This is a genomic window from cf. Phormidesmis sp. LEGE 11477 (assembly GCF_015207105.1).
In the GTDB taxonomy this organism is placed as follows: domain Bacteria; phylum Cyanobacteriota; class Cyanobacteriia; order Phormidesmidales; family Phormidesmidaceae; genus Phormidesmis.
The window spans coordinates 13,618-28,411 of sequence record NZ_JADEXO010000084.1; the positions used below are offsets into that span (position 1 = coordinate 13,618).

13 protein-coding genes and 1 pseudogene are annotated in these 14,794 nt (G+C 50.8%); 6 read left to right on the forward strand and 8 right to left on the reverse strand.

The annotated features are described in order from the left end of the window. Positions 1-139: 139 nt before the first annotated feature. Positions 140-1,000, forward strand: a complete 861-nt coding sequence (locus IQ256_RS20170) for an ABC transporter permease (RefSeq protein ID WP_193857356.1) — start codon at positions 140-142, stop codon at positions 998-1,000. 64 nt (positions 1,001-1,064) lie between these two features. On the opposite strand, the gene IQ256_RS20175 is transcribed toward IQ256_RS20170, so the two are convergent. Both IQ256_RS20175 and IQ256_RS20180 read right to left on the reverse strand, forming a co-directional pair. Beyond that, positions 1,065-2,864 carry an ABC transporter ATP-binding protein gene (locus IQ256_RS20175; protein WP_193857357.1) on the reverse strand — a complete coding sequence of 600 codons (1,800 nt, stop codon included), beginning with the start codon at positions 2,862-2,864 and terminating at the stop codon, positions 1,065-1,067. Positions 2,865-2,915: 51 nt separating this feature from the next. Further along, positions 2,916-4,175, reverse strand: coding sequence for a lipid-A-disaccharide synthase-related protein (locus IQ256_RS20180; protein ID WP_193857358.1), 1,260 nt, complete (start codon positions 4,173-4,175; stop codon positions 2,916-2,918). 248 nt (positions 4,176-4,423) lie between these two features. On the opposite strand from IQ256_RS20180, the gene IQ256_RS20185 reads away from it, so the two are divergent. Together IQ256_RS20185 and IQ256_RS20190 are read left to right on the forward strand one after the other, a co-directional pair. Beyond that, complete coding sequence (locus IQ256_RS20185; RefSeq protein ID WP_370623503.1) at positions 4,424-6,556, forward strand: FAD-dependent oxidoreductase; 2,133 nt, start codon at positions 4,424-4,426, stop codon at positions 6,554-6,556. Between the two features lie 452 nt (positions 6,557-7,008). Continuing rightward, a complete protein-coding gene (locus tag IQ256_RS20190) occupies positions 7,009-8,466 on the forward strand; it encodes a cold shock domain-containing protein (protein ID WP_193857359.1) in 1,458 nt (485 codons plus the stop codon). 36 nt (positions 8,467-8,502) lie between these two features. On the opposite strand, the gene ilvA is transcribed toward IQ256_RS20190, so the two are convergent. Then, the gene (gene ilvA / locus IQ256_RS20195) at positions 8,503-10,014 is read right to left on the reverse strand and encodes a threonine ammonia-lyase, biosynthetic (protein WP_193857360.1); all 1,512 of its coding nucleotides are present in this window, start codon (positions 10,012-10,014) and stop codon (positions 8,503-8,505) included. Between the two features lie 83 nt (positions 10,015-10,097). Here ilvA and IQ256_RS20200 point away from each other — a divergent pair, with 83 nt between their 5' ends. Continuing rightward, positions 10,098-10,607: a GNAT family N-acetyltransferase gene (locus IQ256_RS20200; protein WP_193857361.1), complete on the forward strand. Its 510-nt coding sequence runs from the start codon at positions 10,098-10,100 to the stop codon at positions 10,605-10,607. A 267-nt stretch (positions 10,608-10,874) separates the two neighbouring features. Here the strand turns inward: IQ256_RS20200 and IQ256_RS30485 are convergent, their stop codons facing one another. The 4 genes and pseudogenes from IQ256_RS30485 to IQ256_RS20215 form a co-directional block, all read right to left on the reverse strand. After that, entirely contained in the window at positions 10,875-11,012 is a 138-nt protein-coding gene (locus IQ256_RS30485) for a type II toxin-antitoxin system RelE/ParE family toxin (protein ID WP_370623504.1), read from the reverse strand. Positions 11,013-11,025: 13 nt separating this feature from the next. After that, positions 11,026-11,184: pseudogene (locus IQ256_RS30490) on the reverse strand (type II toxin-antitoxin system RelE/ParE family toxin); the annotation flags it as partial. Next, a complete protein-coding gene (locus IQ256_RS20210) occupies positions 11,185-11,514 on the reverse strand; it encodes a type II toxin-antitoxin system prevent-host-death family antitoxin (protein WP_193857363.1) in 330 nt (109 codons plus the stop codon). Positions 11,515-11,767: 253 nt separating this feature from the next. Then, a complete protein-coding gene (locus IQ256_RS20215) occupies positions 11,768-12,130 on the reverse strand; it encodes a helix-turn-helix domain-containing protein (RefSeq protein ID WP_193857364.1) in 363 nt (120 codons plus the stop codon). Between the two features lie 117 nt (positions 12,131-12,247). Here IQ256_RS20215 and IQ256_RS20220 point away from each other — a divergent pair, with 117 nt between their 5' ends. Continuing rightward, entirely contained in the window at positions 12,248-13,147 is a 900-nt protein-coding gene (locus IQ256_RS20220; RefSeq protein ID WP_193857365.1) for an NAD-dependent epimerase/dehydratase family protein, read from the forward strand. A gap of 398 nt (positions 13,148-13,545) precedes the next feature. Here IQ256_RS20220 and IQ256_RS20225 read toward each other — a convergent pair whose 3' ends face one another. Next, the gene (locus IQ256_RS20225; protein ID WP_193857366.1) at positions 13,546-14,028 is read right to left on the reverse strand and encodes a hypothetical protein; all 483 of its coding nucleotides are present in this window, start codon (positions 14,026-14,028) and stop codon (positions 13,546-13,548) included. Between the two features lie 359 nt (positions 14,029-14,387). On the opposite strand from IQ256_RS20225, the gene IQ256_RS20230 reads away from it, so the two are divergent. Continuing rightward, a partial coding sequence (locus IQ256_RS20230; RefSeq protein ID WP_193857367.1) for a DNA-3-methyladenine glycosylase I occupies positions 14,388-14,794 on the forward strand: 407 nt, incomplete at its 3' end.

A 14,794-nucleotide genomic window follows, 5' to 3' on the forward strand; every position in this document is an offset into this window, starting at 1 on the left:
CAGATTAATGCTGCTATCGAAAGATGCTCGATAATGTGTTCAAAAGAGGCCAGTTAAGGAATGCTGTGACTGGCGGTTTCTATTTAGATGGTTCTATCACAGAATCAGTAGTTTGCATCAAGTAGGAGTGTGTAGGCCGATGGCTAAAGCTGATTGGCGGTTTTCTCAGCGCGCATCACAGCAGTCTGGGCGGCCTGACCCTCGCTATATGATGCAGCAACCCAAGGGCTCGACTGTGCATAGGGAACCTGACTATCCGATCTATCACGCGGCCATGGCGCTCTTGTTGGCTGGCCAGGTGATGCATCGGTTGTTAAGAGGGCGGCTGGGTCAACGTCAGATTATGGATCATCTAATGTGTGCGGGTCCGCGCTGCGTGGCTTCGGTCGTGGCCACGAATGTCTGCACTGGGCTGATCTTTGGCATTCAGACCGCTAGAGAGATGTCTCGCTTTGGCGCTGTGAGTTCTTTGGGGAGCGCATTTGCAGCGGGCTATTGCGCTGAGCTAGCGCCGCTATTGACGGCAGGGGTGCTGGCCTGCCAGGTGGGCAGTGCGTTTGCCGCAGAGATTGCTTCTATGAAGCTAACGCAGCAGATTGATGCTCTGAAGATGCTGCGAACCGACCCGATTGATTACCTGGTGATGCCCAGAGTGATTGCTTGCGGTGTGATGCTGCCAACGTTGACTGTTTTAGGTCTGTTTTGTGGCGTGATGAGCGGCGGTTTATTGACAACTTATGTCTATCAACTGCCGATGGGAACCTTTTTGGGCGGGGTGCGGAGCTCTTTGGCTGTGTCCGACGTTTTGCTAATTGTGGGTAAGGCGATACTGTTTGGCTTAGTGATTGCGATCGCGAGCTGTAGCCGAGGATTGACGGCGGCGCTACATGGGAAAGGCGTGGGGCAGTCGGCGACTTCGGCGGTCGTGATGGCCTGGATAGCGCTGTTCGTGATTAACCTAATGATTGCGCTTTTCTCTCTGGTTACCTTGGTAAATTAGTCTCTGGTTACCTTGGTAAATTAGCCGGAGCCATAGCAGGCTATGCCCCTACGAGACGGTATGCCTAACCTTCAAACTGCTGCGCGTGGAACTGCGCGTACCGCCCATCCTGCTGCAGTAGCTCTGAGTGCGTTCCCGATTCTAAGATCTTGCCGCGCTCTAAAAAGAGAATGCGATCGGCTTGCCTAACTGTGCTGAGCCGATGAGCAATGATGAAAACCGTGCGGCCTTGCATGGCTCTATCTAGGGCTTCTTGCACTAGTGCTTCCGATTCAGGGTCAAGGGCGCTGGTGGCCTCATCTAAAATCAATATGCGCGGATTGAGTAGAATAGCGCGGGCGATCGCAATTCTTTGTCGCTGTCCGCCCGAAAAGTTATTACCCCGCTCTTCTACCCAGGTGTGATAGCCCTGAGAAAACTGGCTAATAAAATCGTGAGCGTTGGCTACTTTAGCCGCTGCCTCAATCGCGTTGTAGTCTAGCTCGGTCTGGCCATAGGCAATATTTTGGGCGATGGTGCCCGAGAACAAGGCGGTTTCCTGGGGGACGGTGCCCATCTGATGGCGCAAGCTGGCGATTGTCACCGTTTTGATATCGATGCCGTCTACTAAGACTTCGCCGACTTGAGGATCGTAAAAGCGAGCTAGTAAGTTGACGATAGTGGTTTTGCCTGCACCAGAAGGGCCGACTAGGGCAACCACTTCACCAGGGCTGACTAGCAGATCGAGGTGGGTAAGGACGGGCTCTAGCGAATCACCGCTGCCATAGCCGAAGCTAACGTCGCGATATTCTACTTTGCCGGTGATAGCAGGCAGGGCGATCGCGTCTTCTCTTTCTACTAAGGTCGGCTGCAAGTTCATCAGCTCGAAGATCCGCTCGGCTGAGGCTTCGGTCTGCTTGTACAGGTTGTAGTGCTGGGTGGTGAGATCGATCGGATTGATGAGGATGGCGATCGCGGCTAAAAACGCGACAAAATCAGTGCCTTCCATCTGCCCAATCGAAATTTGCCAAGCCCCGACTAAAAACAGCAGCATAATGCTGAGCGCCTGCAACAAACCCACCGCCGGATATTGCACCGAAGTTAGATACTCTGTTCTAAATCTAGACTGACGGTTGAGTAGCGCCTCTTTGTGAAATCGCTCTTTCTCGTACTCTTGCGCCGCAAATGCCTGCACAATCCGAATGCTGCCAAATACTTCAGTTAATAGAGAAGACAGACTAGAAATTGCCGTTTGATTTTTGCGAGAAAGTAAGAGCTGCCGTTGACCAAACTGCCCGATTAGAAATGCCACGACAGGCGCGATGACAATGCCCGTCAGAGAAAGCTGCCAGTTGAGATAAAAGATATAGGCCGTCAGCACCACAATTTGCAAGATGCAAGAAACAAATTGCTGAGACATCTTGAAAATGACTTCGCCTACCCGGTCCACATCTTCGGTCAAGCGATAGGTCAAATCGCCCGTCTGCGATCTGGCAAAGTAGTCAATGCCTAGACGGTGCAGGTTGGCGTAGGCTTTCTCTCTAACTGCCATGACGACGTTGAGCGATCCTTTTGTGGCCGATACCCGCTGTGCATACAAAAATGCACTCTGGATGACGAAATCCAACATCGCCAGCCCCAGCCAGTAAGCTGTGGTTCTGACATCGCCTTCCCCAATTGCCCCGGCGGCTTTTTTAGCCAGATGCGGCAGAATCGGCACGGTGATAACATAGCCCACCACGCAGATCAGCGTGACAATAAACATCCCTTTTTCGGCTTTGATAAAAGGCCACAGATAGCGATAGCTAGAGGCGTCTTTGTCGTGAAGCCTGTTGTCCTTGATGGGCTTCACTTTTGTTGACAGGTTGGGCGCAGAGGTATTCACGGGCGATCGCTCAAAAAATGTTGGATTAGTTCTTGGCTGTCTGAGCCCTAGTCAGGCATTAGCGGTAGTGGTGCGCTCTGCTGTCAGCGCGGTGGCCTGATCTAGATGGGTCAAAATCAGATTCGCAATTCGAGCCGACGCGCCAAAAGGCCCAAACCGTTCCTGCCCGTTCTGGATGCAAGCTTTGGCGTAATCATCGTCTTCAACTGTTTTAACGACGTAGGCTGCGGCCTCTTTTAGAATCTCTGGGGTCGCGGCTTGCTTGCCAATCGTTTGCACAGACAGACCTAACAGGCGGTCTTGCGCTTCAGCAAACGCATAGGTAAACTGCGGCCCTTCCCCGGCGATCTGCACAATGGGCTTGCCGATCGCCATCGCTTGGTCTACCGCGAGCCCTGCCATGCCCACTACCAGATCGCACCGACAGGCAATGTCACTAAACGCATCGCTGTAGCAAAGAATCTCTACTGGGTTGGGATAGTGGGCGTCGGCGCTGGCGCTGAGGCTGATCCAGGTGCGATCGCCTGACTGCTGCCTTTGACATTGCCAGCCCTCGTCTGCGGCAATTCGGTCAACTTCGGTCATGACGCTAGGCACCAGTGCCGCCCTGAACTGGAGATCAGGATTTAGCTGAGCGGCTTCTAAGGCCAGCTGCATTTCCAGCTTAAAATTACGCACGGCCTCGGCGGTTCTAGATCCGGGTAGCAGTGCCACCATTTTCTTATCTTCGGCTAGCTGAATGTCTTTCCCAGTGGGTTTGAGCCGATCGAGCGAAGGAATGCCGCCAAAGGTCACTTTCGCTAACCCTTGCTTTCTCAAGTCTTCAGCAGTGTAAGCATCTCGGGTGGCCACTGCTTTGCACCGTTCAGTTTTTAGAATTTGCCATAGGATCAGATCCATATTCAGCCTGCCTTCGTACATCGCCGATAGCGGTGAGATGAAGGAGACAAATGGTTTGCCGCTGAGGTAGGCAAAGGCTTGGCCAATGGTGTCGCCAGTGGCCGCGACAAAGTCGACTTGGCCGATGTAGTCTCGCATAGCCTGGTACTGCTTCCAGGTCATAGTTAGCAGGCCAGCGCGGATATCGTCTACCAGACGCAGGCGATTCATGTAGGTAAATCCGCCGGAGGGCAGGGTGTAGGTGGGGCCGACGATCGGCACGTCAATTTTGCGGTAGGCGCTGCCTTCACCCACAATGGGCAGTGCGGCAATCTCTAGCTCTGGTCGGATAGCGCGCAGCGTTCTGATGATGTGCGAAGAATGGTTGTCTTCACCATGGCCATTGCTGATATATAAAAGGCGTTGGGGCATAACACAAAGCTCCGGGCGAGCTGAAATATTATCGTACACCGCTGCTGGGTAGGCGCTGGTATCTACCACCTTCAGCAGCTGGCTCCAGCTCTTCCCTGGCCAATAATTTTCTAGTTGCTTAGCAACAATTCACGTTTATATGGGTTGTCAAAGCGTGGCATGAATGCTTAGTCTTAGAGTCGTTTCGCTCAATTCCTTTTAGTATGTCTATTCGTTTGGTTGGTTGTGGTTCCGCTAGCAGACTGGATGTGAAAAGACTAGATGTTAAGAGATTGAGCGTCAAAAGAGCAGGCAGTCTGCTCGGTGCCGTCATCATGGGCGCATCGCTGCCGATTGGATTTTTGCAGCAGGCGATCGCCCAGCCAGTCACACCATTACCCCTACAGCCAGTCACACCGCCAGTCTCGCCGCCAACCTTTCAGCCACCGACAATTGACGAAGTTGTAGACTGCGAAGTGCTGATCGTCGGCGGTGGACTCTCTGGTACCGCGACAGCCTATGAAAGTTTGCACGCTGGCCGTACGGTCTGTATGACCGAAATCACGGATTGGGTCGGTGGACAGATTTCTTCGCAGGGCACATCGGCGCTAGACGAAGCCAGAAAGCAGCGATCGCTGCTGTTTTATCCAGAGGGCTACAACAAGCTGCGCCGCCGCATTGAAAACTTTTATGGTGAGCTAAACCCTGGGGGCTGCTGGGTGAGCCTGTCTTGCTTTTTGCCAGTGGATGCCCATACGCTTTTGAGCGATATGCTAGACGAAGCGGCTGATCAAGGGGGCGGTCAGCTCAAGTGGTTTCCGTCAACGGTGGTCAAAGAGCTAGAAATTAGCACCGATGGTCGGATGATCGATAGTGCGATCGCCATCCAACACACGCCTCAACCCGGCACCCCGCCGCTCAATGCTTCTTTCCTATCAGAGATCTTTTTAGATAGCTATCAGTACGAAGATTCTGAGCGACTAGCCAAGCAGATTATTCAGTTTGTGCCGATTGCGAGCGATCGCACCGATACCCCTGCTGATTCTCCAAAGGCCGACTGGTACGTCGTCGAAGCGACCGAAACTGGCGAAATCATCGCGCTTTCTGGCGTTCCCTACCGACTAGGACTAGACCCTCGCTCCCACCTCAACCCGTCTTCTCCTACCGAAACTGCCGATCCTTACTGCACTCAGGGCTTCACCTACACCTTTGCAATGGAGCGTACGGCAGAGCCACAGCCACAGCCTAAACCGACCTACTACGAGCAGTATGAGCCGTATTTTAGCTACGAGCGATCACGCCCGAATGACGACTACTTTGACTACGTCTTTACCTACCGCCGCATCGCCGCGCCAGATCCTAGACCCGAAGCCAGACAGTTTGGCGTCTCTGCCGTCGTACCGGGTGATATCTCTATGCAGAACTGGACCTGGGGCAACGACTATCGCCCCGGCACCGCCAGAGACAACTTTATTTTTAGCGCCGATCAGCTGGCGACAACTGGACAGCTAGAACCAGGCGGCTGGCTAGGTGGCCTGCGAGTAGACGCACTGCGAAAAGCCGAAGAGAACGCCTTTAGCTATTACTATTGGCTAGTTGAAGGCGACACCGATTCGCAGCTAGGCCCCAACGTCAAAACGCCTGCGCCTAATCATCGCTTCATCTCTGGCTTTGATGCGCCAATGGGCACCGCTCATGGCCTCTCAAAATACCCATACATCCGTGAGGGCCGCCGGATCATTGGTCGTCCATCGCTGACCTATCCCGATGGCTTTAGCGTCGATGAAATCGATATTTCTAAGGCCGACTATCGAGACGACTATTACAGAGAAACGCTAGGCGATCGGCGCTATCTAGATCTGTGGCAGGCGCTGGCCGGACTGAATGTAGCCAGCGTGATCGAGAATGACGTGCCTGCCGATGATATTGCCAGACGCACCCGTTCTACTATCTACCCGGATGCGGTTGGCATCGCTCAATATGCCATCGACTTTCACCCCTGCCTGAGTGAGTATCCTTTCGAGCAGCCCGGCAACACCGAACGCGCCAATATCCGCCGGGCCCATGGTCAAGCCTATCCGGCTCAGATTCCTTTGCGAGCCATGATTCCACAAGACATAGACAATCTGCTGATTGCCGGCAAAACCATTGCGACTAGCAACATCGCCGCTGCGGCCTACCGGGTTCACTCCTTTGAGTGGTCTGTTGGTGTCGCGGCAGGCACGACCATCGACTTTGCCCTAGACAACAACCTCATGCCTTACGAGCTAACCGATCAGCTGCCTGCCTACGAACCTGACCTAGCCAGGCTGCAAAGTAGGCTTAACGCCGAGGGCAATCCCACCGCCTTTCCAGACACCTCTATTTTCAATCTCGATTGGGAGGACTGGCGAGTCTGGTAGCTAGTCACCTGCTCTGCCTTCGTTGGTAGAATTTGAATTTAGTTTAGATACTCGGAACTTGTCTGATGAGCGCTACAGACAGCTGGCAAAACTGGATGGTGGCTATCGGCTATCTGTCTTTTACTGTTTTTATCGTTTGGCAAGTGGTGAAGCCGCCTAGAAGTTAGTCTGTTTCTCTTTATCATGTTGGTATAGCAATCCGCTGATGCATTAGCGGATTGTCTTGGTGCGCGTTCCCTAGCGCCGTACAACGACGCGGGGTCGCACCGCTGCTATGCACTTAGCGCTTTATGGAACAAGGGTTACCGCTTCTACTGATAGTTTAAGCTAAGTGCGGAAAGCTATAGAAGTCGTGCTGGGCTTTGCTTGCGCCTGTTAAGATAAAGAGTCTCAGTAATTTCCGCCGTGATAGCGCGCGCAGCAGGGGGCCAGTCACAGTGATCAGACGGTTGATGATTTGGCTACTCAGTCAGTTTCAAAAGGTTATAGGCATCTTTTCTGGTCGGCAGAGGTCTGGTCGGCAAGAGTTGCGATCGCCCAACGACACACCAGAAGTCACCCCCTTTGTAGACTCATCTGATCACCTATCCAATCAGCAGCAAGGGAATCAGCATAAAGGAGGGCTTACCCGCTCAGATATCAACATCAACACTGTCGCCCCCGTCGCCAAAAGAGTCTCCCTTTTGCCTGCTAACCCTGCAAGAGAGCTAGACGTGCTAGATCCGCAGGGCGCGATCGCAACCGATTTAGAAAAGTCAGCGACTAATTCAACCGTCGGTCCTGACTTAGAGTTAGTAGAAGATTCTGATACTCATCGAAAACTAGACGCGACCGCTGCTGCTATTTCAGCAGAAGAGTTTGCCAGCTCTACGATGCCGACCGCTGTCTCAGAGCTAATGCTCTCTGACTCATTCACGCAGCCAGCAGCCGGTGATGTCACATGGTCCTCGTCTCCCGTAGAAACTCATGGCAATTATCAGCCACCGTCTATACACGATCTGCTACCTGCTATTGAGCCAGAAGAGGTCGCTTCTGAAGGACTAGATACGCAGCTAGATACACAGCCAGAGACGCAGCCAGATCCTCAGCCAGCGGAGCAAGCAACTCTTTTCAGCTTTGATATCTACGAGAGTGAAGAAGACGCCGTAGAAGAAGTCACTGAAATAACAAAGGCAGAAGTAGCAGAAGCGGAAACAGAGATAGATGATAGAGAAGGAATAGAAGTAGGAATAGAAGCAGGAATAGAAGCAGATGATCAAGAGAACGTTGAAATAGGGAAAGCAAATAGTTCTGTTGCTGTAGACCTGCTTGGAGAAGCTGGCGATCCAGCTTTGACAGCAGAAGCCGAAGAGACTCTACCTCTATATTCTTTGCTAGAGCCTTCTGATCATGATGAAGAACAGAACAGTGAGGAACCCAACTATAAAGAACCATCCGATCAAGAGCGGGTCAGCGAAGAACAGATTGATGAAGTTGATAGAGAACAATTGTCTGTCTCTGAAGCTCTTCCTCTGCCACCCCTAGAGACCGAACCGACTGCAACGCCTGCTTTAGAAGTCGCTAGTCCATTAGCGCCGGATCTCGAAACTAACAAAACGTCCGATTTAAAGAATGCTGAATCGCTTAATCCGTGGCTGACCGCCGTCCCTGCGACAGCTCGGGAATCAGCTCAGGCTAGCTCAGCAACAGAACTTGAGTCTAAGCCAGGTACGGTCAAGCTGCTGTTCACCATCAAGCCAGGAAACTACCACGGCTACATTACGCCAGATGATGGCTCGAAGGATATTCTTTTCCATCAAAAGTATATAAATGCTGATATCTTTGACAAGATAGAGCGGGGAACGTCTGTGGTTGCCACCTTTAAGGTGATGGCTGGAAAAGCCTATGCGACGCATATAGACCTTTTGTAACTCTACTCAAATCAGTTAATAAGCCTACGCAAAACGCTATAGGAAAAGTCGATAGGCTGGATTGTCGCTTTCGTCCCAGTATCGATAGCCTAGTGTCTCTAGAAACGACTGCCACTGGGCCATTTCTTGCGGGGGAACCTGCATGCCGACGACGATTCTGCCGTAGTCTGCGCCGTGATTGCGATAGTGAAATAGACTGATATTCCAGTCTGGGCTCATCGCCGTAACGAAGTTAGCGAGTGCGCCCGGTCGCTCGGGAAATTCAAACCGATAGAGGAGTTCATTTTGCGCTAAAGAAGATTTGCCGCCTACCATATGTCGCAGGTGCATTTTGGCTAGCTCATCGTCAGTCAGATCTAGCGTCTTGAAGCCATTGTCTCTAAACTTGCGTGCGATCGCCTGTGCGTCTGCTCTATCTGTAATCTGGATACCGACAAAGATATGGGCCTGGTTCGCATCTGCAATCCGATAGTTGAACTCGCTCAGGCTGTGGCTACCGAGAATGTCGCAAAATCTGCTCAAGCTGCCGGGGCGCTCTGGAATTGTAACTGCAAAGACGGCTTCTCTTCTTTCTCCTAGCTCAGCCCGTTCTGCTACAAAGCGCAGCCGATCGAAGTTCATGTTGGCACCACAGGCGATCGCCACCAACGTCTCTCCTTGGATTCCAGAGCGCTCTACATAGGCTTTGATGCCTGCGATCGCTAGCGCCCCGGCTGGCTCCAAAATCGAGCGAGTATCTTCAAACACATCCTTAATCGCCGCGCAGGTATCGTCCGTGGTCACGAGGATCACTTCATCGACATACTGTTGGCATAGCCGAAACGTTTCCTCTCCGACCTGGCGTACCGCTACCCCGTCCGCAAACAGTCCGACCTGTTCTAACCTAACCCGCTCCCCCTTTGCCAGCGACTGACTCATGGCGTCCGCATCGACGGGCTCTACACCGATGATCTTGACCTCAGGGCGCAGGCGTTTGATATAGGCCGCAATCCCCGAAATCAAACCGCCGCCGCCAATCGCGACGAAGATGGCATGAATGGGTTTTTGATACTGTCGCAAAATTTCCATGCCGATCGTTCCCTGTCCGGCGATCACGTCTGGATCGTCAAAAGGATGCACAAACGTCAGTCCTTTGTCTGTTTCTAGCTGACGCGCATGGGCATAGGCATCATCGTAGGTATCGCCGTGTAGTATAACGAGACCGCCCCTAGCCTTTACCGCATCAATCTTGACCTGCGGCGTCGTAATCGGCATGACGATCATTGCCGACGTGCCTAATTCTCTTGCGCCTAGCGCCACGCCCTGAGCATGGTTGCCCGCCGAAGCCGCGATCACCCCACGCTGCAACAGTTCCGCAGGTAGCTGCGCCATTTTGTTGTAGGCACCGCGTAGCTTGAACGAAAAAACAGACTGTACGTCTTCTCGTTTTAGCAGCACCTGATTATTCAGCCGCTCCGATAGCCTTGGGGCCAGATCCAAAGGCGTTTCTTGTGCCACGTCATAAACGCGAGCCTTTAAGATGCGTTCTAAATAGTCTGAATAAACCACTAGGGTGCGGGGTGGATGATGAGCGTCACTCTATACTGTACGTGCTTACCTCGTCGCTGACTACTCTATACAACCCATCGATCATGCTCACTAGCATTAGAAACTTTCGGCCTGAAGATATCGAGGCTTTGGTTCATCTATATAATCGCTATATCGAAGAAACAACAATCACATTCGACATCGCGCCACATACCGTCGAGCATCGCCAGGCGCATTGGCTGTCTCACTATCATGCGACTGGCAGGCATCGATTGATAGTTGCCGAGTGTGATGAAAAAGTAGTTGGCTATGCCAGCAGTAGCCAGTTTCGGGTCAAAGCCGCCTACGATACTTCGGTAGAAACCAGTATCTACATGGATATGTCATTTCGTGCTAAAGGCATTGGTACTCAGCTCTACACAGCTCTTTTTCAGGCACTAGACGAAGAAGATGTTCATCGTGCCTACGCGGGGATCACGATGCCCAACGATGTTTCTGTTGCAATTCATCAAAAATTTGGGTTCAAGCAGGTAGGGCTGTTTAAGGAGGTCGGTCGGAAGTTCCGAAAATACTGGGATGTGGCCTGGTTCGAAAAAGAGATTGGAAGGGTTTAGGCTCATCTCATATCGAGTGAATACAATCTTATTTTAATATTTAATTTTGAGTCTAGTTTATCTTAGGTTGAGTTATTGATATCTTATTTTGCATTTTGTGGTGTCCTGCAAAGAGTTGTTTAACTTGCAGACTACACAACACAATCATCAGGAGCTGGAACAAACATTCAGCGCGATCGCTACTATAGCTTCATAAGGATTTTTAAGAGAAGAGCTTCGATAAGCAACAATCTTTAGCTTGCTACCCAGCGAATGGCGATCGCGTCGCTACTCTTCGCTAGAGAACTGTTTGCCTACGTCCATGCGCTTGTGCAATATTCTCACGACTTCTACAAATTGACCAGACACTCGGTAGAACACTAGAGGGCTCTCGTAGCGGTAGCTGCGGTAGCCTGGACGCACCACAGAACGGTCTACAGTGCCTAGGCTCTTTTAGGTTCTCCGCTAGCTTGTTGACCGTAGCTTTCAGTCCATCGGTATACTCAATAGCTTGGTTTTCGTTCCAGGTGTTGTATGTGTAGATATAAATGCCTAGTAGATCGGCATCGGCTTGCTCTGTGAACCGAATGCTGTACATCTAACTCGCCGACTGGCTGCTGACTGCCGATTGCGCTGCCGCAATAATCTCGTCAAAGCTGCGATCGCTAAACTGGCCTTGCTCTGCCTGCTGAGCGCCGATGGCAACTGCATCCTTCAGCGTTTGCAGTTTCAGTGCCATCACCTCTGCTTCTAGCTCACGGATGCGGGCTTGGTAAGCTTCGTAGGCTTCAGCAGCTTCTACCACGACGACGGCTTTGCCGTTGACCGTGAGCACTAGCGGCGCTTGCGTCGTCTGAAGCTGCTCTACGTACTTCTTGGCGCTGTGGCGGAAGTCAGTGAGTGACTGAATGTTCTGAAGCGAGACCATTCTGAGTACCTAATAGTTACCTTATTAGATACTATTCTATCTTCTATGGTGGTAGGTGTCTCTGCTGAATGCGATCACAGCGAAGCTGGCATCGAAAGCAACTAGTTCAAAGCAGCGTCCGAAACCTCAAAGCCCAGTTGAATATGACTTTTAAGTATCTTACAAACGGTGGTTTAAAACACAATAGTACACAGCGCAATCGTACTGTACGCTTCGATTTCACCAACTGTATCCACCGCTACTGATAACCCCTCTACTTCTCCTGTGGAGCGCTTCTTGAGTACTTAGTGACCTCAATATAGTTAACTCCCCATTTCTCTAGAGCGCGTAGCGTCGGTTCTAATGACAGACCTAGCTCGGTCAGAGAATACTCAACCTTCGGGGGCACCTCTGGGTAAACTTTTCGACTGATCACCCTGTTAGCTTCCAATTCTCTCAGCTGCTTGGTCAAAATTCTCTGCGATAGCTCAGGGAACAGGCGTTTTAGCTCGTTGAACCGCTTTGTCCCGTCTAGAAGATGATACAAAATCACACCCTTCCATTTACCCGAGACAACTTCTAAAGCCGCTTCTATGTAGCAGCCATGCGCACCGTCGTAAGATTTGTGTCTCGTCATTTTCTCCTTTTCAGAGCAGTTGATAGGAACAAAGTTGTTACTAAGTCACAGAAAAATCCGTTCTTCCGCAATTCTAAGCAATTCTGCATAATTGGTTCACAGCACAAGGAGCAACGAATGAAAATTTTTCTGACAGGCGCATCTGGTTACATTGGCGGCTCAATCGCGACTGCTCTAGTAACTGCTGGACATACTGTAGATGGCTTGTGTCGGTCAGCAGAAAAGTCCCGGCTGCTTAAACAGGCAGGGATTAATCCGGTCATTGGCTCGCTAAGCGACGAGAAGACGCTTGAGCAGTCAGCTCAAGCTGCCGATGCCGTAATCAACGCCGCTGATGCTGACGATCCGTTTGCCGTTGAAGTGCTTCTTCGAGCGATTGAAGGATCAGGTAAAAAACTAATTCACACTAGCGGGTCGAGCATCGTAGGTGATCGCGCTGCCGGTGAATATAGTTCTCGCGTCTTCCACGAGGACATCACTCGACCGATTTGCTTTGAGAAAATTGGACGGGTGGCGGTCGATACTCGCGTCATCGAGGGTGTTGCTAGAGGAGTCCATTCTATTGTTATCTGTCCTTGCTTGATCTACGGACAGGGAACAGGCTTACACACCCAAAGCATTCAGATTCCTTTAATGATTGCAGCTGCTAAGAAGTACCAGCAGGCTAGATACGTTGGAAAAGGAGAGAACATTTGGTCAACTGTCTACATCAAAGATCTTGTAGGCGCATACCTACTGGCGCTAGAAAAAGCGCCTGCTGGATCGTTTTTCTTCTTAGAGAGTGGTGAAGCGACCTTTAAAGAGATTGCTGAAACGATCCATCACAGGCTCGCGCTTAGTGGAACAGCTCAGACATGGACGATTGAGGAAGCCGTTCAAGAATGGGGGCAAGAAGCGGCTCACTTCGCTTTTGGTTCCAATAGCCACATTCGGTCAGATAAAGCTAGAAGCCTACTCGGATGGACACCTAAGCATGCATCAGCACTCGACTGGTTAAAAACAGCATCAAACTTATAGGCCGTAAGTACTCATATGGAGAGCAGAGAGGTTACGAGGGATTCTTCACAAAACAGCGCCGTCTCACCTGTCTGACTGTCGGATGCATCTCTATATTCTGTGTCTCAGAAGCCCTAAGGCTTCTCAAGAAAACCATATTGAGACATCAAACGAGACACGTTTCTTGAGGGTCTCATAATCCATAGCTTTTGATACAGTGCGAAATTCACTATTTTCCACAGTTTACTGACGCGCAGTACATCAACTACTCCGTGTAAGTAGGTCTTTATTCGAAAAAATCGCCTTTGAAAGGGTTGCAACTTTCAAAGGCGATAGCATCAGGAGTATTTACACAGCTAAGTTAGCGAAAGAAACGGAAGCAGACACAGAGGCACTAGACCTATCTAGGCAGTAGATACTTAGAACTGGTAGCCGATGCCGACAGTAAAGCCAACTTCTTCGTTATCGGCGAAGGGCTTGTAGTTGACAGAGCCATTAGCAACGTAGTTACGAGCGAAGCGATAGTCAGTGCCTGCAACGAGAGCAAAGTCAATCTCATCACCGTCAACGTCGCCGCCGAGCTCGCCGCCAATACCTGCACCGACGTAAGGGTTAAAGGTTGCTCTACCCGATCCAACAGAAAAGTCGTAGGTGATAGGAACAAGGTAGGAGACAGCTTCGTTGTCATCAAAATCGAAGTCTGTTGCAACAGACGGACGAATAGAGACACCGTCGATGATAGAGACTTTACCATTGACTACCAAGCCATCTTCACTACCCCCAATGCCTATATAGTTGTAGCTAGGAGCGGTGGCTACTTGCGCCTGGGCAGTGAAAGGAACGGCTAGAAGAGCGGTAGCAGCGATCGCAACAGTAGCAGACAAACGAGAAAAAAGTTTCATGGAATAGTCCTCACAAGGTTAGAAAATAACAGTTTTGAAACTGCGGAATAGAAAGTGCGAAGGAAAGAGGCGTTTGGGTTAGAAACGTTGTTCCGTTTCGCATGTTTAAGTTGTATCTCTTGGGAAGATTGAATGCGTTTTTGCTATGGACACTTTGTTAGGGTGGACTATCAATTATCTACCTCCATAGGCGTAAAACCGCTGTTTTAGCATGTGCCAATTTTGATTGATGGTCAAATTTCTGTTGTCGAACGATAGAAGCTTTTAGCACAGATAACTGGCTAGCTGACCGAGAGGCGATATTCTGTGAGAGCAGATGTCTTAGAAGCGATCCGTAGAGATGGAGGCAGGGGCGAAGGATGGATGGATTGGTGGTGGGAAAAGATGGTCGCTGTCGATGCGGGTGGGCTGGAGACAAAGCCGACTATATGGCCTATCACGATATGGAATGGAGCGTACCTGTTGTCGATGACCAGCGCTTATTTGAAAAAATTTGTCTGGAGGGATTTCAGTCCGGTTTGAGCTGGCTGACGATCTTGCGAAAAAGAGACAATTTTCGAGCAGCTTTCTCTGGTTTTGACTACAGACAAGTTGCTCTATATAAAGAGGCAGACATAGAGCGTCTGGTTCAAGATAAAGGCATCGTGCGGCATCGTCAGAAGATAGCGTCGGTGGTTAACAACGCCAAACGCGCCTGCGAGCTAGTTGAAGAAGTCGGTTTGCTGTCGGCTTACTTTTGGCAGTACGAACCCACGCTGTCGGAACG

Coding starts and splice junctions, on each gene's coding strand:
- IQ256_RS20170 (WP_193857356.1), top strand. CDS start 140: ATGGCTAAAGCTGATTGGCGGTTTTCTCAGCGCGCATCACAGCAGTCT.
- IQ256_RS20180 (WP_193857358.1), bottom strand. CDS start 4,175: ATGCCCCAACGCCTTTTATATATCAGCAATGGCCATGGTGAAGACAAC.
- IQ256_RS20190 (WP_193857359.1), top strand. CDS start 7,009: ATGATTTGGCTACTCAGTCAGTTTCAAAAGGTTATAGGCATCTTTTCT.
- IQ256_RS20200 (WP_193857361.1), top strand. CDS start 10,098: ATGCTCACTAGCATTAGAAACTTTCGGCCTGAAGATATCGAGGCTTTG.
- IQ256_RS20210 (WP_193857363.1), bottom strand. CDS start 11,514: ATGGTCTCGCTTCAGAACATTCAGTCACTCACTGACTTCCGCCACAGC.
- IQ256_RS20215 (WP_193857364.1), bottom strand. CDS start 12,130: ATGACGAGACACAAATCTTACGACGGTGCGCATGGCTGCTACATAGAA.
- IQ256_RS20220 (WP_193857365.1), top strand. CDS start 12,248: ATGAAAATTTTTCTGACAGGCGCATCTGGTTACATTGGCGGCTCAATC.
- IQ256_RS20225 (WP_193857366.1), bottom strand. CDS start 14,028: ATGAAACTTTTTTCTCGTTTGTCTGCTACTGTTGCGATCGCTGCTACC.